The 19,365-nt window shown below is 68.6% G+C and carries 11 protein-coding genes; 8 read left to right on the top strand and 3 right to left on the bottom strand.

The window, feature by feature from the left end:
- Positions 1-31 precede the first annotated feature (31 nt).
- The 5 genes from CA833_RS23955 to dacB all read left to right on the top strand — a co-directional run bounded on the left by CA833_RS23955 (position 32) and on the right by dacB (position 8,214).
- Positions 32-1,564, top strand: coding sequence for a permease (locus CA833_RS23955; RefSeq protein WP_242526473.1), 1,533 nt, complete (start codon positions 32-34; stop codon positions 1,562-1,564).
- Positions 1,561-2,595 (top strand): serine hydrolase, encoded by a 1,035-nt coding sequence (locus CA833_RS23950; RefSeq protein WP_207080455.1) that lies wholly within the window; start codon positions 1,561-1,563, stop codon positions 2,593-2,595. Before CA833_RS23955 ends, CA833_RS23950 begins: the two co-directional genes overlap by 4 nt.
- Before the next feature lie 113 nt (positions 2,596-2,708).
- Entirely contained in the window at positions 2,709-4,790 is a 2,082-nt protein-coding gene (locus tag CA833_RS23945; RefSeq protein ID WP_242526472.1) for a prolyl oligopeptidase family serine peptidase, read from the top strand.
- Positions 4,790-6,721, top strand: a complete 1,932-nt coding sequence (locus CA833_RS23940; protein ID WP_207080454.1) for an amidohydrolase family protein — start codon at positions 4,790-4,792, stop codon at positions 6,719-6,721. The genes CA833_RS23945 and CA833_RS23940 overlap by 1 nt, the downstream gene beginning before the upstream one ends.
- On the top strand, positions 6,721-8,214 hold the full coding sequence (dacB, locus tag CA833_RS23935; protein ID WP_207080453.1) for a D-alanyl-D-alanine carboxypeptidase/D-alanyl-D-alanine-endopeptidase: 1,494 nt from the start codon (positions 6,721-6,723) through the stop codon (positions 8,212-8,214). The genes CA833_RS23940 and dacB overlap by 1 nt, the downstream gene beginning before the upstream one ends.
- Positions 8,215-8,236: 22 nt before the next feature.
- Here the strand turns inward: dacB and CA833_RS23930 are convergent, their stop codons facing one another.
- Entirely contained in the window at positions 8,237-10,621 is a 2,385-nt protein-coding gene (locus tag CA833_RS23930; RefSeq protein WP_207080452.1) for a penicillin acylase family protein, read from the bottom strand.
- Between the two features lie 498 nt (positions 10,622-11,119).
- Between CA833_RS23930 and CA833_RS23925 the strand changes: the two genes are divergently transcribed.
- Complete coding sequence (locus CA833_RS23925; protein WP_242526471.1) at positions 11,120-13,942, top strand: TonB-dependent siderophore receptor; 2,823 nt, start codon at positions 11,120-11,122, stop codon at positions 13,940-13,942.
- A gap of 315 nt (positions 13,943-14,257) precedes the next feature.
- Here the strand turns inward: CA833_RS23925 and CA833_RS23920 are convergent, their stop codons facing one another.
- Both CA833_RS23920 and CA833_RS23915 read right to left on the bottom strand, forming a co-directional pair.
- Complete coding sequence (locus tag CA833_RS23920) at positions 14,258-15,235, bottom strand: serine hydrolase (RefSeq protein ID WP_242526470.1); 978 nt, start codon at positions 15,233-15,235, stop codon at positions 14,258-14,260.
- Between the two features lie 254 nt (positions 15,236-15,489).
- A complete protein-coding gene (locus CA833_RS23915; RefSeq protein WP_207081313.1) occupies positions 15,490-17,070 on the bottom strand; it encodes an amidohydrolase family protein in 1,581 nt (526 codons plus the stop codon).
- A 296-nt stretch (positions 17,071-17,366) separates the two neighbouring features.
- On the opposite strand from CA833_RS23915, the gene CA833_RS23910 reads away from it, so the two are divergent.
- Together CA833_RS23910 and dgcN are read left to right on the top strand one after the other, a co-directional pair.
- Positions 17,367-18,251, top strand: a complete 885-nt coding sequence (locus tag CA833_RS23910) for a LysR family transcriptional regulator (protein WP_142638398.1) — start codon at positions 17,367-17,369, stop codon at positions 18,249-18,251.
- Positions 18,252-18,345: 94 nt separating this feature from the next.
- Positions 18,346-19,365 carry an N-acetyltransferase DgcN gene (dgcN, locus tag CA833_RS23905; RefSeq protein ID WP_142638400.1) on the top strand — a complete coding sequence of 340 codons (1,020 nt, stop codon included), beginning with the start codon at positions 18,346-18,348 and terminating at the stop codon, positions 19,363-19,365.

The following is a 19,365-nucleotide window of genomic DNA, read 5'->3' as shown; positions in this document are numbered from 1 at the left end:
GGATCGCGGAGGCACGATGGACGTTACAATAATGAATGGCACAGGCGAAGAGGCGCAGGCGGCCCCGGCTGCAACGGCCCCCGCCGCAACAGCAGGTCCGGCGCGGCGGATCCTGGCGCTTTACCTGTTGCTCGGATTTTCCGCGGGCCTGCCTTTCTACATGTTCAACGCCGTCCTCACGCTGCGCCTTGCCCGGCACGGTGTGGACATCGTCGTCATCGGCTTCTTTGCCTGGGTGGCGCTGCTGCCGACCTTCAAGTTCGCCTGGGCGCCGCTGCTGGACCGCTACGACATTCCCGGCTTCTCCCGCTTTTTCGGGCGGCGGCGCGGCTGGATCATGCTTTCGCAGCTCGGCATCTTCACGGCCATGGTGGCCATGGCGCTGACCTCCGGCGACACCAGCCTGCCGATGACCGCGCTGTTTGCCATCCTGCTCGCCTTCTGGACAACGACGCTGGAAGTCGCCGCCGACGGCTGGCGCATCGAACTGGCGCCGACGCAGGCCGAACAGGGGCCGGTGGTGGCCGCCAATCTCTGGGGCTATCGGGGCGCGATGGTGGCGGCGGGCAGCGGGGCGGTGTTTGCCGCCGCGCGGCTGGACTGGACCTGGGCCTACCTGATCATCGCCATCGCCGCCTTCCTGCCGTTCCCGATCCTGGCCGCGATGCGCCCCGATCCCGAGGCGCGCGGCAGGCGTTCGGCGGCGCTGGCGGGCGGGCTGGCGACGAGCGCGGCGATCCTGACGCTGAGCGCGCTGGCCACGGCCGCGGTCGGCTGGGCGATCCTTTCGGCGGCAGCCAGCGCGGGCTTTTCCTCGAAGACCAACGTCACGCCGATCGTGCTGGGGATTGCGATGTTGCCCTTCGCGGCGCTGGCGCTGTTCCTGCCGCGCATCCGCCGCCTGCCGGCCGGGGCTGACCGGTCGATGAACGGCCTGCTGGCGCCTTATGTCGAGCTGTTCTGGCGTTACGGCTATGCGGTGCTGCCGGTGCTGGCGTTTGTCTCGTTCTACCGCATGGGCGACGTGCTGACGCTGACCCTGTCGCACCCCTTGTGGAATGCGGCAGGCTATTCGCTCGAACAGATCAGCATGGCCGACGGCGCGGTGGCGCTGGTCTGCAGCATGGCCGGCGTGGCGCTGGGCGGACTGCTGGCGGCGCGGCTGCGGCTGGCGGCGGCGCTGGCGATCGGGGCCCTGGCCTCGGCGATCAGCAACTGGATCTTCGTGTGGCTGTGGTGGCAGGAGCCGTCGTCGGCGGTGCTCTACATCTCGGCGGGCATCGACCAGTTCGGCCACGGCTTTGCCGGGGCGATCTTTGTGGTCTACCTCTCGATGCTGGTCAGCCCGCGCTATCCCGGTACGCAATATGCGTTCCTGTCGGGCTTTGCATTCCTGCTGCCGCGCCTGCTGGCCGGTGCCGCCGGCGCGATCCAGACGCGGATCGGCTACGACGGTTTCTTCATGCTGTCGGGCAGCCTCAGCCTTGCGGCGGTGGTCTTCCTGCCGGTGATCGCGCGGGCCCGTGCCCGCCGCGCCGAAGTGCCAGAAGGAGAAGAGGCATGATCGAGGACGTCTGCGACGAGGCCTTTGCCGCCGCCGCGCGCCATGTCGCGGACGGGCGGATACCCGGCGCCGCTCTGGGGCTCGTCACCGCCGATGGCGCCCGCGCGGTGCGCCTCGCCGGACTGGCCGCGCGCGAGCCGGAGCCCGAGGCGCTCACCCGTGAGCACTGGTTCGACCTCGCCTCGGTCTCCAAGGTCATCGCCACGACCACGATGATCCTGAGGCTTGCCGAGGCGGGCAGGCTCGATCTCGACCGGCCGCTCACCGATGCCATTCCGGACTTGCGCCAGTACGACCCGCTCGGCGCCGCCGAACGCCAGCTGACGTTCCGCGATTGCCTCGCGCATCGCACCTTTTTCCCGGCGGTCGAGCCGATCTACACCTATGGCGATGACCCTGCGCGGCTGCGCGCCTTCGTGCTCCAGCGCGAATGGCGCCATGGTCCGCCGGTCTATTCCGACATCAACTTCATCCTCCTGGGCATCGCCATCGAGCGGATCACCGGCGTGCCGCTCGACCGCTGGCCGCAGGGCGAATGGCCGCTGGGGGAGGGGCTCTGCTACGGCCCGCCGCCGGGCCCCGCGGTGGCGACCGAGCGCTGCATGTGGCGCGGGCGCATCCTCAAGGGCGAGGTTCACGACGAGAACGCCGCCGCCCTCGGCGGGCGTCCCGGCCATGCCGGCTTGTTCGGCACCGTCGACGGGGTGCTGGGCTTTGCCGAGGCGCTGCTGCGCGGCGAGGTGCTGGGGCCGGCGATGCTGGAGGAGATCCGCACCGCGCAGTACGAGCATCGCACCTGCGGCTGGGAACTGCCGTTTGCCGGATGGTCGGGCGGGCAGGCCTGCTCGCCGCTGACGATCGGGCACACCGGCTTTACCGGAACCGGCCTCTGGGTCGATTTCGAGCGCGGCCTGGCCTGGACGCTGCTGACCAACCGCGTCCACCCGACCCGCCATTTCGACAGCGGCATCTTTGTGCTGCGCCCCGAAACCGGCGAGGCGGTGGTGCGCGGCTTCGACCGGCGCGGCTGAACCGGCGGCGGGCCCTGTCCGTCATGCCCTGCCTGCGGACGGACATAACCTCAGGGTATGAGCGCAAAATCAGGCGCTTGCGCGGGGCCGCCGGGCCGCCCTAGTCATGCTGCATGACACGTTCATCTCTTGCCTTCGGGACCGCGCTGCTGGTGCCGTTTGCCTCTCTCGCCGCCGCCTTGCCGGCGCTGGCGGCCAGCTCCGCGCCCGTTTCCATCGAAGCGCCGGCCGCGCCGGACATGCTGGAGGCCAACCTGTCGCTGCCGCTGGCCAGCGGGCTGACCGGGGCGGCCAAGGCTCCGGTCTTCGCCTGGGTGGAGAACCGGGCGGGTGTGCGCAACGTCTGGCTGGGCGGGCCGGGCACGGCGGGCCGGGCGCGCACGGCCTACCGCGAGGATGACGGCATCGAGATCTCGGGTCTGGCGTTCAGCCCGGACGGCACCCGCCTTGCCTTCGTGCGCGGCGGCGACGCCGAATTTCCCGAGGACAAGCTGCCCAATACCGGCACGCTCCCGCAGGGCCCGCGCCAGACGCTCTATGTGCTCGGCACCGAGGGTAGCGACGCGCCGGTGGCGATCGGCGAGGGGTACGGCGCGGTGTTCAGCCCGGACGGGCAGCAGCTTGTCTATACCCGCGACGGCGAAATCAACCTCTGGGCGCAGGGGGCATCGCCGCGCCGGCTGGCCAAGGTCGGCGGGACGGTGGGCGATCTCGGCTGGTCGCCCGATGGCCGCCTGCTGGTGTTTCGCGAATGGCGCAGCGGCCACAGCCTGGTCGGCCTGCTCGACGTTGCGGCGGGGAGCCTGCGCTATCTCGGCATGACGCTGGGCCACTCGGCCGACCCGGTGTTTGCGCCGGACGGGCGCTCGGTGGCCTTCATCCAGCTGCGCGATCCGCCCGCCGAACTGCCCGACAGCCGCGCCTCGTTCTGGTCGGTCCGCATCGCCGATGTCGCTACCGGCGCGGTGCGCACGGTGTGGAGCGCGCCGGAGGGCGAGGGCGGCCAGTTCTACGGCACGCGCGGGCGCAACCTGTTCTGGACGCCGACCGGGCACTTGCTGTTTCCTTCCGAGCGCAGCGGCTGGCTGCACGTCTGGAGCGTGGCGGCCGACGGCAGCGGCCTCGCGCGCGACCTCACCCCCGATGCCAACGAAGTGGAGAATTTCCGTCCTTCGCCCGATGGCCGCTCGCTGGTCTACTCGGCCAATCCCGGCGATCTCGACGCGCGGCAGATCTGGCGGGTGGGCATCGCCGGCGGCAAGCCGCAGCGGCTGACGGCGCCGGACCGCTTCGCCTTTTTCCCGGTCTACGGCGGCAATACCCTGGCCGCGACGGTGACGGACGCCACCCACCCGGCCTATCCGGTCGCGGTGGAAGGCATGAAAGCGCTCGGCCCGGTCGCCTCCGCCCGTGGTTTCCAGCGGCCCGAAGTCGTGGTCTTCACCGCGGCGGACGGGGTCAAGGTCCATGGCCAGCTGTTCCGCGCGAAGGGCGCCGGCAAGCACCCGGCGCTGGTCTTTGTCCACGGGGGGCCGCGCCGGCAGATGCTGCCGGGCTTCTCGACGATGTACTACTACAACAACGCCTATGTGCAGAACCAGGCCTTTGCGGCGGCGGGCTACACGGTGCTTTCGGTCAATTACCGCAGCGGCACCAACTATGGCCGCGCTTTCCGCGAGGCGCCCGAGACCGCGCGGGGCGGCGCTTCGGAATACCGCGACGTGCTGGCCGGCGGTCAGTGGCTGGCCGCGCAAGCCGGCGTCGATGGCGAGCGCGTGGGTATCTGGGGCGGTAGCTGGGGCGGCTATCTCACCGCGCTGGCGTTGGCGCGCGACAGCGGCCTGTTCAAGGCGGGGGCGGACTTTCACGGCGTGCACCAGATGGTGCGCCCCGTCGATCGGACCTTCGCGCCCGACGCGGTGCTGGCGCAGCAGCGGTTGCAGTGGCAGTCCTCGCCGATGGGGGCGATCGAGCGCTGGCGCTCCCCGGTGCTGATCGTCCACGGCGACGATGACGGCAATGTCGATTTCGGCCAGTCGTTGCTGCTCGCCCGCGAACTGACCGCGCGCGGCGTGCCGTTCGAGGAACTCGCGATTCCGAATGAACGCCATGATTTCTTCCGTTATGCCAACTGGTTGACGAGCTACCGGGCAATGGCCGGATTTTTCGACCGCAACCTGAAGGAGCGCCGATAATGCGCCGCCTGCCTGCCCTTTGTGCCTTGATCGCCGGTCTTGCGACCCTTTCCGGGGCCAGTGCCCTGAACGCCGCCGACGAGCAGGCCACGCTGCTGATCCGGGGGGCGCGGGTGTTCGACGGCACCGGCGCTCCGGCGGTCAAGGCCGACGTGCTGGTGCGCGGGGATCGCATCCTTGCGGTGGGCCCCGGCCTCAAGGCGCCGCGCGGCAGCCGCATCGTCGACGCCCACGGGGAGACGCTGCTGCCGGGCCTGCACGACCTCCACACGCACTTGCGCTCGCCGGGCTATTCCGCGCCGGAGGACCTCGGCAAGGCCTATGCCGGCTATCTCGTGCGCGGGATCACCACGGTCAACGACTACTCGGTCTCGGCCGAGATGCTGCAACCGATCCGGGCGATGGTCCGCCAGCCCGGCGGCATCTGGGCGCCCCATCTCAACCTCGCGATCCGTACCGGCGTGCCGGGCGGCCACGGCACCGAATATGGCTGGGGCGACTTCTTCACGATGAAGGCCTCCACCCCGCGCGCCGCGCATGGGGTGATGGCCAGGGCGCTGCCCTACCGGCCGGACGAGATCAAGGTCTTCACCGACGGCTGGCGTTATGGCCGGGGCGGCGACCTCAATTCGATGAACGAGGAAACGCTCGCCGCCATCGTCGGCGATGCGCACAAGGCGGGCATTCCCGTGGTGACCCATACGGTGACGCTGGACGGGGCCAGGATCGCGGCGGCGGCGGGGGTTGATTCCGTGGTTCACGGGGTCGGCGACGCGCCGGTCGATGCCGACCTGATCGCGCGGATGAAGGCGCGCGGCACCGCCTATGTCTCGACCATGGTGGTCTACGAACCGCAGCAGACCCGTGCCTTTTCGCCTGCCGAATGGGCGAGCCTCTCTCCGCCCGAGCAGGCCCACGAGAACGCGCAGCGCGCCGAGGCCGAACACGAGCCCAAGCACGAGGAAGCGGGTGAGGACGGCGCGGGCGCTGTCGCTGCCTACGATGCGCGGCGCTGGGCGATGCTGCAGGGCAACTTGAAGGCCATGCACGCCGCCGGCATCCCGATCGGCATCGGCACGGATTCGGGTATCGGCGGCGTCTATCACGGCCCCGCCGCGATCCGCGAGATGGTGCTCTATACCCGCCTCGGTTTCACCCCTGCCGAAGTGCTTGTCGCCGCGACCCGCACCAGCGCGGCGATCATGGGGCAGGCCAAGGACCACGGCACGATCGCGCCGGGCATGCGCGCCGACCTGGTGCTGGTCGATGGCCGCCCCGACGAGACCATCGAGGACATCTGGAAGGTTGCGCGGGTCTGGGTCTCGGGGCGCGAAGCCCCGCTGGGCAAATTGCGCGGCGAACTCGCCAGCCCGGCCATGACGCCGCTGCCGACCGTGCGCATGGCCGGGCCGATCTGGACCGGCACGCGCGCCGACGGGCGTACCGATCTCGACACCCTGCCGGTCGACGCCACCGATTCCGGAGCCGACCACAGCCATATCACCTTTGTCCATCCCGAAACCGGACCGGAGGGCGAGCGCCCGGTGTTCATGGCCGCGCAGTTCGGTGCGGCGCCCCGGCCGTTTGCCGAACTGGTGTTGCCGCTGACGCGCGGTGCCATCGATCTGGCCGATGCGCGCGGGTTCACCGGCGTCGCCTTCACGGTGAAGGGGGCGGGGGACTATCGCTTGCGGCTGGAAAGCTACGGCCTCGATGCGGGGCACTGGTTCGCGGCGCCGTTTTCCGCGCATGAAGGGGCGGCCGAAGTGCGCCTGCCGTTCTCGGCCTTTGCCGGTGCGCCGGGCGCCGAGGGCCAGGCGCCGCAGCTCGACCTGGCCGCCCTGCGCGCCTTGCGGTTCCAGCTTTCCGGTACGCCGGGCGGCACGGCCTGGCTGGAACTGGGCCAGGTTCGGTTCTACCGAGGTTCCTGATGCGATCGTTGTTGTTCCCGTTCCTGCCGCTCGCCGCGCTCGCGGCCCCCGTTCACGCCGCTGCGGCCGAGACATCGCCGGTCGCGGCGCAAGCGGCGGTGGCCTCGTCCTCTTTGCCTGTCGCAGCGCAGGACCCCAAAGTGCGCGATGCCGTGGAGAAAGCGCTGGCGTCAGGGCCTGCGGGAACCCGCTACGGCATTCTCGTCACCACGCTGGAGGGCCGGGAACTGCTGGCCATCGCGCAGGACCAACGGTTCATGCCCGCCTCCAACACCAAGGTCTTCACCACCATCACCGCTTACGCCGGTCTGGCCGCGCTCGATGCGGCGGCGCAAGGGACCGGGGTGGCGCTGGAATCGTCGGGACACGGTGCCCCGGATGCGGCGCTGTTCGGGCGCGGCGATGCCCGGCTCTCGAGCGCGGAGGACTGCACGCGCGATTGCCTGGCGACGCTGGCCGATGCCGTGGCCGCCCGGACCCGCAAGGTACACGACGTCATCGGCGACGATACCTGGTTTGCGGACGAGCGCTGGAGCCCGGGGATGAGCTGGAACAACATCCCCTCGCGCTACGGCACCGGCATTTCCGCGCTGACGCTGGACGACAACGAAGTGGCGGTCACCATCACGCCGGCTGCGGTGGGGCAGCCGGCTGGGGTCGGTCCTGCGGCATTCTACAGGGTCGAGAACGGCGTGAAGACGGTGCCCGGCAGCGGCAACACGCTGGAGGTTTCACGCTTGCCGATGAGCGACGTGCTGGTGCTGACCGGAACGATCGGGGCGGAGGCCGCAGCGGTGACGCTACATCTGGGGATCGACGATCCGGCGCGCTGGACGGCCTGGCGGTTCCGCCAGTTGCTCGAAGCGCGCGGGGTTCGGGTGGGCGGGCAGGTGCGGGCGCGCCACCGTGCGCCGCAGGCCGATCCCGCCGCCGCCGGGCCGCCGGCGATGCTGGCGCAGCTGCCGCCGTTGCCGCTGGCCGAGGACATGCGCATCATCAACAAGCTCAGCCAGAACCTCCATGCCGAACTGATGCTGCGCCGGGTCGGGCGCGTGGCAGGCAGCGGTTCGATCGCCGATGGGCAGGCCGTGCTGCGCAAGGTCATGGCCGAGGCCGGGGTGCCGCAGGAGGGGTACTTTTTCGCTGACGGCTCGGGCATGTCGAGTTACAACCGGATCTCCCCGCGTGCGGCGGTGACGCTGCTCGGCTGGGCGGTGCGCCAGCCCTGGGGCATGGCCTGGCGCGAGACGCTGCCGGTGGGCGGCGTCGACGGCACCTTGCGCGGCCGGTTCCGCGACACGCCGCTCGGCGGCAAGCTGTTTGCCAAGACCGGCTCGCTCAACGCCTCGCGCGCGCTGTCCGGCTATCTGGTCACCGCGCGGGGGCAGACGCTGGTGTTCTCGACGATCGCCAATGACGTACCGGACGAGCGTGACGGCGAGGCGACCGCGGCGATGGACAAGGCGCTGCTGGCGATCGCGGCGGCTTACTAGGCCGCTCAGGGCGGGCAGACCCTTAGGCCGGAACGATCTGCAGGCGGCTGATGGTCGCGGCGCGCACGGCTTCGGCGGAGAAGGGCAGCTTCTGCATCTCGCCTGAGAGCCATGGCTGGTAGAAGTCCCGGTAATGCGGCGAGGCGGGATCGGCGGACTGGCCCGGCAGCAGCAGGAAACGCGTGTTGTCCCAGTCTCCGACATCGGCGACCATCAGGTAGCTGGCACCGTGGCGCACGGTGTAACCCTGTTTCGCATTGAAGCCGCGCGCCATTACGGTTGTCCCGTCGCCGCCCGAACGGCCTCCCGAAATCGGAGGATAGGCCGCGGCGATGGCCGGAATGTCGGCCAGCGGATGGCGCAGGGTGACGCGGTGCAGGTCGCCCCAGCGCCACTGCGCGGGATCGCTCCCGGCCAGTTGCTCGGCCTTTGCCCAGCCCGCCGCCAGCGCGGCATCGACCAGCGCGTCGCGCGCCGCCGCCGGATCGGCGCCAAGGCGCGGGTCGGGCAGGGCGAGGGCATGGAGCATCTCCGAAAGGTTGACCGAGGTGAGGAGGTCGCGCGCGTCGGCGGGGATCACGGCCTTGCGGAAGCGGTCCGAAAGTTCAGGCACGACGAGTTCGTAGAGCAGCGCCGCGCCGCTCTCCGCGCCGATCCTGCCGTCCCAGCCCTGTAGCAGCGCGGCGGCAGGCACCGCGGCGGGGGAGGGGCGCGGCGGCAGCAGCTTGCGCAGCGCCCGCGCGGGCAGCGATTGCACGTCGTGCTGGAGCGCGACGCTTTCCTCGATGGAGTGGGGGCCGGGCGCGCGCAACACTTCGGCGATCCGGTCGTGGCGGAAGGGATCGCTCCAGGAAAAGCTGATGATCCGCTCGCGATAGGGATAGTCCGCCGGCAGGTTCATGGCATTGGCCGAGGCGATCCAGCCCTGCTCGGGATTGTAGAGGCTGGGCATGTCCTCGACCGGGAGGATGCCGGTCCAGTCGAACGAGCCGTCGCCGGGGGCGGGGAACAGGCCGTCATGGCGCGGGCGCCTGGGCGTGAAGCCGATCGCCTGCCAGCCGGTGTTGCCCTCGATGTCGGCATAGTGGAGGTTGGTCGGTGAGACATGCAACCTTGCCGCTTCGCGCAAGCTGTCCCAGTCGGTGGCGAGATTGAGGGCGATGATCGCGAACTGCATGTTGGCGCCGGGCAGCATCGCGGTGGTGGCGAGCGCGATGGCCCGCCCATGCTGCGGATCCTGCGCCACCACCGGGCGCCCCGCGGCATAGCGGAGCGTCACCCTCTGCGCGGGCTCGCCCTTGACCGCGATCGTCTCCTCGTAGGTTTCGAAGCGCTTCCATTTGCCCTCATGCCAGTACTGTTCGGGATCTTCCGGCCGGGTGCGCAGCACGAAGAGGTCGGTCTGGTCGATGTGGAAGTTGGTGCGGCCGAACGCGAAGCGGTCGGTATGGCCCTGCATGATCCCGGGCAGGCCGGGATAACCGGCGCCGATCACGTCGAGCCCCGGCGCGCTCAGGTGGATCATGTGGCGCGGGCTCGCCCCGCCGATCGCGAGGTGCGGATCGTTGGCGAGGATCGGCCGTCCGGTGGCGCTGCGCGATCCGGCGATGGTCCAGGCATTGCTGCCCTGCGCGGCATGGTCGTTGCGGCTCACGTCCCGGTCCCAGCGCGCGAGTTCGGCCTGCTCGAAGGGCAGCGGCTTGCCGACATTCCGCAGGAAGCCGAGGTCGGCAACCGAGACCGCCGCGCAGTCGAGACCTTCGGGCACGGTGAACGACCAGGCCGGGCGCAGCGGGTCCATGTAGTGGTCGAGGTCGAGCTGTCCCCGCGCCTGCAGCATGGCGCGGCGCACCTCGTCGTCGGCATCGCCCGCCCCGGCCCCGCGCGTACGCAGCATGTCCTCGATGGACCAGCGCAAGGGGCGCATTCCGGTGATCGCATATTCGGCAGGCAGCAGCGCGGGCTCGGCCTCGGTCTCGGCGATCCGCGCGTTGATCCCGGCGACATAGCCGCGCGCGCAGTCGACGACCTCGGCGGGCAGGGCGGCGAGTTCGGCGGAAAGGTCGCCGCGATAGTGGAAATGGCGGGCGGCGCGGTCCGCTTCCGCGAATTTCGGGCCGAACACTTCGGCCAGCCGCCCAAGCTCGCGCCGATTGTCGAAATCGAGCTGGAACAGGCGGTCGCGGGCGACCAGATAGCCTTGCGCGAAGAAGGCGTCGTGGCGGGAGCGGGCCTGGACATGGGCGATGCCCATGCGGTCCTCGCGGATGTCGATGGGCGCGCGGGCGCCGGCAAGCACCGCCTTGCGCCGTGTCCCGCGCACCTGCGGGGCCGCCCGGGCAAGCCCGATCGAGGAGAGGGCCACAAGGGCGGCGGAGGCCATCAGCAGGGCGCGTCGCTGCATCATTCGCACGGGTTTCCGGGATTTTTGCTTTGGAGTCCGGACCCTAACCCGCCCAGCCGGTTTGCGCGCATAGTTTGGCGCAGGAAGGGCATAGCCTGTGGTTATCCCCTGCCAATTCGGCCTCCGGCCGCCGCCACAGCCCCATGAAAGCCCGTATCCGCGGGGAGATTTCAGTCTCCATGCCCTCCGGCTATACCTTTGCTAAGTCATGGAAAGGCCCGGCTATTGACCCGCAGGTCCGGGCCTGTACCGTCCTGACTTGAAAATGTCATCGACCACTGCGGTGGTGGTGTTTTCCCATCAATCAGGCCGCGCGAACAGGCCATGAGGGACTGTCGCGCAAGGTCGTCCGGAGAGGGGACTGGGAAGATAACGGCGCCGTTCGCACCGGGCGGCGCGCATGAAGTTTGAATACGGCCTGACCGGCACCGAGCGGCATTGCGATGACCCGTCACGTGGGTTGGCATGCTGCCGGGCGTCCGGCGTCATAGGGGGGTTTCGATGTTCGATCTGATACGAGTCAACAAGGTCACTGTGTCCCGTCTCGCCATGGGTGCGGCATTGGGCATGACGGCAAGCGCCTGGTGCGCACCGGCTTTCGCGCAGGACACCGCCGCGCCGGATGCGGAGAAGGCGAAAGAGGAAAACGTCGTCATCGTCACCGGTTCGCGCATTGCCCGCCAGGGCTTTGAATCGCCGACCCCGCTGACGGTGATGACCAAGGAAGACATCCAGAACCAGTCGCCGTCGAACAACCTGGCGGACTTCGTCAACCAGCTTCCGGCGCTTGCGGGCAGCACCCGTCCGTCGAACTCGCGCCTGGCGCTGAGTTCGGGCCTTGCCGGGATCAACGCGCTCAACTTGCGCAACATGGGCGAGATCCGCACCCTGGTCCTGCTGGACGGTCGCCGCTCGGTCGGTTCGAGCGTGACCGGCCTGGTCGACATCAACACCTTCCCGCAGCAGTTGGTGAAGAGCGTGGAAGTCGTCACCGGCGGCGCCTCGGCGGCCTATGGCTCGGACGCGGTGGCCGGCGTCGTCAACTTCGTGCTCGACAAGAAGTACGAAGGCCTCAAGCTCAGCGCCGATACCGGCATCACCCAGTACGGCGACGGCGCGAACTACTCGTTCCAGGCCGCGGGCGGCTTCTCGTTCGGCGGCGGGCGCGGCCATGTCCTGCTGAGCGGCGAGTACGCCCACACCGACGGCATCTTCAAGACCTCGCGCAAGTGGAACGCGCATGGCGATCGCATCATCGCCAACCCGGACTATACCGCCACCAACGGATTGCCGCGTTACATCACGGTCTCGCCGGGCGGCACCAACAATGCGCTGCCGGGCGGCATCATCAACTCGTCCTCGGGCACCACGGCCAATTCGCTGCGCGGCATCTACTTCGGCGAAGGCGGCTCGGTGAACCACTATGACTACGGTTCGCTGTCGACCTCGTCGGTGTCTGTCGGCGGCGACTGGGCCCTGGCGGACAACGGCCGCAACATCGGCCTTGGCGCCGAGGATGACCGCCGCAACGTCTACGGCCGCGTCAGCTACGACGTGGCGGACTGGATCTCCGTCTGGGGCGAGGCCTCGTACAGCTGGACGCGTTCGATGTTCAACGCCGGGCCGCAGCTCTCCTCGGCGCGCACGCTCTCGGCCAGCAATGCCTATCTGATCAATGCGCTGGGCGCCGATGCGCTGGCGGGCGTGACCTCGGTATCGCTCGGCACCACGGCGTCCGACCTGCCCTACCGCGTCACCAACAACCAGCGTGACGTCCAGCGCTACGCCCTCGGCGCCGAGGGCGAGTTCGAGATGTTCGGCAAGTCGGCGGTGTGGAGCGCCTATGGCCAGTACGGCGTGACGCATACCCACGAGAAGATGCGCAACATCATGAATACCGCAAAGACGACGCTGGCGTCGGACGCGGTGTTCGACAGCTCGGGCAACATCGTCTGCCGTTCGACGCTCACCGACCCGACCAACGGCTGCGTGCCGGTCAACTGGCTGGGCACCGGGGTGATGACGCAGGAGATGGCCGACTATATCCTCGGCGATCCCTATCGCAACCAGAAGCTGGAGCAGACCACCGCGGGCGTGAACCTCTCGGTCACCCCGTTCGCCACCTGGGCGGGCGACGTCAGCCTTGCCATCGGCGGCGAATACCGGCGCGAGGAAGTCTCCGGCTACGTTCCCACCGAGTACCAGAGCGGCTGGTCGGTCGGCAACTTCCTGCCCACCTTCGGCAGCTACAACGTCAAGGAAGCCTACCTTGAAACCGTGGTGCCGCTGGGCCTCGGCCTCGAATTCAACGGCGCCGTGCGCGCCACCGACTATTCGACCTCGGGCTACGTGACCACCTGGAAGGCGGGCGCCACCTGGCAGCCGATCCCCGACTTCCGCCTGCGCGTCACCCAGTCGCGCGATATTCGTGCGCCCAACCTGTCCGAACTCTATGCGGCGGGCACCTCGCGCACCAATACGCTGACCGATCCCAACACCGGCACCGTCTACACCTTCCTCGAGACGACCACCGGCAATCCCAACCTGAAGCCCGAAAAGGCGGATTCGACCGTGATCGGCGGCGTGCTGACGCCGCGCTTCCTGCCGGGCCTGTCGTTCTCGGCCGACTGGTTCCAGATCAAGCTCAAGGACGCGATCAGCCAGTACTACTCGCAGGACATCTACAACCGCTGCATCGAGGGCCATACCGACTTCTGTGCAGGTTATACCCCTGACCCGAGCGGCCAGCGCGATTACCTGTTCACGGCCAGCCCGTTCAACTTCAACCGGATCACCACGCGCGGCATCGACTTCGAGCTTGGCTATCGCCGCCCGCTCGGCGACGGGGCGATCTCGCTGCGGGCGCTGGCGACGCATTATATCGACAACGTGGTCAACGACGGCATCACCACGCCGCTCGATACCGCGGGAACCAACGGCGGCTACGGTCCGCCGAGCTGGATCTACCGCTTCTCGGCCACTTACGACACGCCGACGTTCAGCCTGACCGGCACCGCGCGCGGCATCAGTTCGGGCCGCTACAGCGCCAGCTATACCGAGTGCACCTCCAGCTGCCCGGCCTCGACCACGCTGGTCTCGACGATCGACGACAACCATGTCTCCGGCACGTTCTACGTGGATGCCAATGCCACCATCAAGCTGGGGGATTCGCTGCTGGGCAAGTCGGAGTTCTTCCTCAACGTGACGAACCTGTTCAATGCCTCGCCGCTGCTGCTGCCGGAAAGCGGCATGGCTGCGAACACCACCTACAGCGACATGCTGGGCCGCTCGTTCCGCCTGGGCGTGCGTTTCGAACTGAAGTGATCGGGCCTGCCGGGCCGAGCGCAGGCTCTGCCCGGCAGCCGTTTTACCACCGATTTCCCGAGCCTTCGGGGTCGCAAAGCACCGGTCGGCGAGAGCATCGCCGGCCGGTGCTTTTTTGATGTGCGCGTAGAGACCCGCCGCGGCGGCATGCGTGGCGCCGGCAGGCTCGAAGCCGGGGGGCGGCGATAGCTGGCGCTCATGCGGTTACGGTCCAGGCCGTTTCGCATCGTCCTGCCGCCAGTTCACAAAAGCGGTGTTCGCCTTCCTCGCGCGCGGCGGCAACGGCCATGGTGGTGGCCGATGCTTTGGGTCACGTCAGTTCATCTGGCCGCGAAGGAAGGCGATGAGCTTCGGATCGCTGCCGGTGCGCTCAAGGACGGGCAGGATGATCCGCCAGCCGTTATCGCTGTTGGTCAGGATGACGATCCCGTCACCGCTCACGCGGTCGATCGCGGCAAATGTGAAGGCTCCGGCATCCTTGCCGGTGTGGAGCATCGTCGTGCCATCGGGAAAGCCGAGGAGCTGCCAGCCGAGGCCGAAGCCGGTCCAGGGTGGACACGTGGCCGCTTTCGTTCCGGCACATATCTCGGGCGTAAGGTCGGCCTGCGATTTGCTGCGCTGTGCCGAGACAGATGCGACCAGCCCCCGGTCGTTGCGGGCATCGATGAGGAAGTGCGCATAGTCGCGCGCCGTCGCGTGCGCCAGATCGGCAGCGTTGTAGCGCGTCACCGGCTCGACCGGCAGCGGCTTGCCCGCGTCGTCGTAGGGCACGGCGATCGGCTCCGTGGCGCCTTGCGCCGAGACATAGCCCGAGGCGCGCATGTGGGCGGGGGTAAACAGCCAGTGGCCCGCAAGCGTCTCGAACGACTGTCCGGTGCGATGCTCGGCGTAGCGGGCTGCATATTGATACCCCTCGCCCGAATAGCTGGTGGTCGTGTCGGGATCGTGATCGAAGGCCAGCCCCGTTGCATCGCGCCAGTTCGGCAAACCGGTGCGGTGGCTCAGCGCCATGCGGACCGTCAGCTTCGTCCGCCGCGGATCGCGCGACAGGTCGGGATCGCTCCAGTAGCGATCCATCGGTTCGTCGAGCGACAGCTTGCCGGCCGACACCAGCCGCAGGATGACCTCTGCCGTCAGCGGCTTGGTCAGCGACGCGAGATTGTAGGGCGTGGAGGCGCTCGCCGCGCGGCCCGGCCCTGCCATGCCCCAAGCCCCGGTCGAGACGATCCGCCCCTTGCGGATCACGGCGACCGACGCGCTCTCCACATGCTGTTCGCGCAGGGCTGTGGTCATATCCGGCAGCGTGCTGCTTGTTCTGGCGTCTGCCATCGTCGAGGCGCAAGCCGCCAATGCGAATACGCTGACGTACATTATCTGCTTCAGAGCGCCGCCTGTGTTATTCATAAGCAACAGCTAGCGGTGTCGAAGTCTAGCTGCAACTTGGATTGTATGTTTCTATTGATGCACCGAACGTCAGGACTGCTTCGAGATTACCGAAACGCCATCGTGTCCGGAGCAGGCTTTGGCGTGTTTCCCAATTGCGTCCGTTACCGTGCCGGACAGTCCTTTGGCGCGGTGCGCAGCAGCACGCGCCCGGCGGTGGTGCCGGTGGCCTGGCTGTCGGATACGGCGAGCTTGCCGTTGACGAACAGTGCCTTGACGCCGGTGCTGAGTTCGCGGGGGTGGACGTAGTCAGCGCGGGGCGCGAAGCGATCGGGGGAGAACACCAGCACGTCCGCGAAATTGCCGGCCTTCAGGTAGCCGCGATGATCCAGCCTGTAGATATCCGCGACGCGCCCGGTGGATTGGCGCACGAACGTTGCCAGATCGATGGTCTTGCGCTGCTTCACATACTTCACGTACTTTTCGGGGAAGGTCGCGTACATGCGCGGGTGGCCGTTGGAACCGTCCGAGGAGGTCACGATCCACGGCTGCTTCATGAACAGTTCGACATCGCTTTCGGCCATGTTGAACGAGGCGACGTCGGTGCCGCCGCCGCCCTTTTCGGCGCTCTGGCGGATGATCTTCAGGGCGGCCTCGATCGGATCGATCTTCCATTCGGCGGCCATCTGTTCCAGCGTCTTGCCGGTCCAGGGATACCCCTGCGCGGTCAGCAGCAGCGAGGGCGCGCCGCCGCGGCGGCGCAGGTTCTCGACCATCTCGGTGCGAATGCGGGCTGCGGTCGCCGGATCGTCGAGCCGGGCGAGCAGCGCCTTGTCGCCGCCATCGACCGACCAGCGCGGCAGGAGCGAGGCATCGAGGCTCGATCCCGAGGCAAGCCAGGGATACTGGTCGGCGGTGACGTCCTGTCCCGCGGCGCGGGCCTTGTCGATCCGCGCGATCACGGCCGCCGCCTCGCCCTGGACGTCCACGCCCAGCGCCTTGATATGCGCGAAGTGGACCGGCATCCCGGCCTCGCGCCCGATCCGCAGCACTTCGTCCACCGAGCCGAGCAGGCCGATGGAATAGCTCGATTCGTCGCGCTGGTGGGTGTCGTAGAGGCCGCCGCGCACGGCCGCCTCGCGGGCGACGGCGATCACTTCCTCGGTCTTCGCAAAACTTTGCGGGGCGTAGAACAGCCCGGCGGAAAGGCCGGTCGCGCCCTCGCACATGGCCTTGGCGACAAGCGCCTTCATCCGCGCGAGTTCGGCGCCGTCGGGCGCGCGGGCATCTTCGCCCAGCACCCGCTGGCGCACCGCGCCGAAACCGACAAACGGCACGGCATTGGTGCCTATGCCCGATGCTTCCAGCTTGCGGGCATCGTCCGCCACATCGGGCGTGCCGCCGCCGTCAACGCCGATCATCACCGTGGAGACGCCCTGGTCCAGCCAGGCGGCATTGACGCGCTGGGCCGGATCGGCGGAGCGAATGAAGACGTCGGCATGGGTGTGGGCATCGATGAAGCCGGGCGTGACGATCATGCCTTTCGCCTCGATGGTGCGGGCTCCCTTGCCGGGCGCCTTGGGCCCGACATAGGCGATCTTGTCTCCTGTCAGCGCGACATCGCCGACAAAGGGCCTGGCCTCACTGCCGTCGTAGATCGTGCCGCCGTGGATGACGACGTCGTATTCGGCGGGGGCTCCCGCTCCCGCTCCCGATCCGATGGCCAGCAGCGAACCGGTGGCCATGAGCCGGAACAGCAGGTGACACGGACGCGCAGCGCGCAGGGAAGGGGGCATGGGCTGTTCCAATCTGTTTGACGCGACCTCATGGCGCCGCCCGCCGAGGCAAGGCGAACTGCGCCGAAACGTGCTCAACTCATCAGGCAATTCGTCAAGTCAGTCCAGTTCTTCGACTTTTTCTGACCATAGCCGCAATGCATGGCTGTCCACCCGCAGGGCCTTGCCTATAGTGCCGGACCTGCGCGAGGCTTCGGTGCGCCCGTAGCCCCGCGCTCTTCATACCCAGTTGCAAGGCCCGTTTGATGAACCTGCGCCAGATCGAAGTCTTCCACGCCGTCTACCTTCACGGCACGGTCAGCGCGGCGGCGCGTTCGCTCGGCGTGTCGCAGCCCTCGGTCACAAAGGTCCTGCGCCATGCCGAAAAGTCGATCGGCATGCCCTTGTTCGAGCGTGCCAAGGGCCGCCTGATCCCGACCCAGGAAGCGCGCGCACTGTTCGACGAAGTGACCGAGATCCAGGAACGGGTGCGCTCGCTACGCCACGCCTGCCACAACATGCGGCAGGGGCGCGGCAGCCTGCTGCGCATTTCCGCGCTGCCCTCGCTGGGGCTCGGCGCGCTGCCCGATGCGGTGGCGCGGTTCATGGGCGGGCACGAGGACATCCTGTTCGACCTGCAGACGCTCCACCACGACGAGATGGTGCGCAAGCTCTACGAGCAGGAAACCGACATCGCGATCAGCTTCGAGGTGCCGCCCGCCGCGCCGGTTGCCCATCAGGTGATCGGCGAGGGCGAACTTGTCGTGCTGTTCCGCGAGGAGGATATTCCCAATGCCCCCTCGCGGCTGCACCTCAACGAACTGTGCGACCACAAGTTCATCTCGCCGGTGCAGAGCGGGCCGATCGGGCAGATGCTGGCCAGCGAACTGGGGCGGCTCGATGTCGTGCTCGACGAGGTGGTCTCGGCGCGCACCTACTATGTGGCGGCGGCGCTGGTGCGGGCCGGGGTGGGCATGGCAATCGTCGACAACTTCACCGCCGCCGCCTGGAGCGAGCCCGGCCTTGCGAGCCGCCCGCTGCAACCGGCGCTGACGTTCGACATCAACGCCGTCTACCTGCAGGACCGCCCGCCTTCACGTGCGGCGGCGGATTTCCTGCAGATGCTGAGCGAGGTGATCGAAGAACTATAACCCGGTTCTATAGGGTCCGTGGCGTTGGATATTGGGGGCTTGGCGAGCCATTCGATAGAAGAGGGGCAAGACGCAAAAGCAGAGCGAAAGCCACATGATTGCAACGCCCTATCTTCTCTACCTTGGCCACTCCAGCGATGACATCGGAATCAAGACCTCGCGGGGCCTTGCGGTGTTCCGGCCCGACATTTGCGTGGGGGAATTCCGCCACGACGATTGTCCGCTCACCCTCGGCCTCGCACGGATGGACTTTGCCGAGGCGGTGCGCGCGGGCGCTCGCACGCTGGTGCTCGGCATCGCCAATGCCGGCGGCACGCTGGGCGAGGACCTGATCGCGGATTCGATCGCGGCGATGGAAGCCGGGCTCGACGTCGCCTCGGGCCTGCACAGCCGCCTCAAGGACGAACCGCGGCTGGTCGAGACCGCGGCCCGCACCGGGCGCAGCCTGCATGACGTGCGGGATCCCCGGCCCGGCATTCCGGTCGGCAATGGCCGCCCCCGTGCCGGCCACCGCCTGCTGACCGTGGGCACGGATTGCTCGGTCGGCAAGATGTACACCACCTTGTGCCTCGCCCGGGCGATGGAACGGCGCGGGATCGCGGCGGACTTCCGCGCAACCGGGCAGACCGGCATCCTGATCGCGGGCAGCGGCGTGCCGCTCGATGCCGTCGTGGCCGACTTCATTTCGGGCGCGATCGAGCAGATCGCCCCGGCGCGCGAGGACGGTGGCTGGGACCTGATCGAGGGGCAGGGCTCGCTGTTCCACCCCTCGTTCGCCGGGGTTTCCACCGGTCTGCTGCACGGCGCCCAGCCCGAAGTGCTGGTGATGTGCCACGATCCCGCGCGGACCTCGATGCGGGGCCTTGCCGGCCGCGCCCTGCCGGGCCTTGCCGAATGCATCGCCGCCAATCTGGCCGTGGCGCGGCTGACCAGCCCCGACGTGCGCATCGCCGGGATCGCGCTCAACACCTCGGCGATGGCGGAGGAGGCCGCGCTGGCGCTATGCGCCGAGGTCTCGGCCGAGACCGGCCTGCCTTGCAGCGACCCTTACCGCATGGGCGTGGAGGCGATCCTCGATGCCGTGCTGGACCCGGCGTTCGCGCGCGCGGCCTGA

It is taken from the genome of Novosphingobium sp. KA1, from assembly GCF_017309955.1.
Lineage (GTDB): Bacteria > Pseudomonadota > Alphaproteobacteria > Sphingomonadales > Sphingomonadaceae > Novosphingobium.
This window is presented reverse-complemented; position numbering and strand designations above follow the sequence as displayed.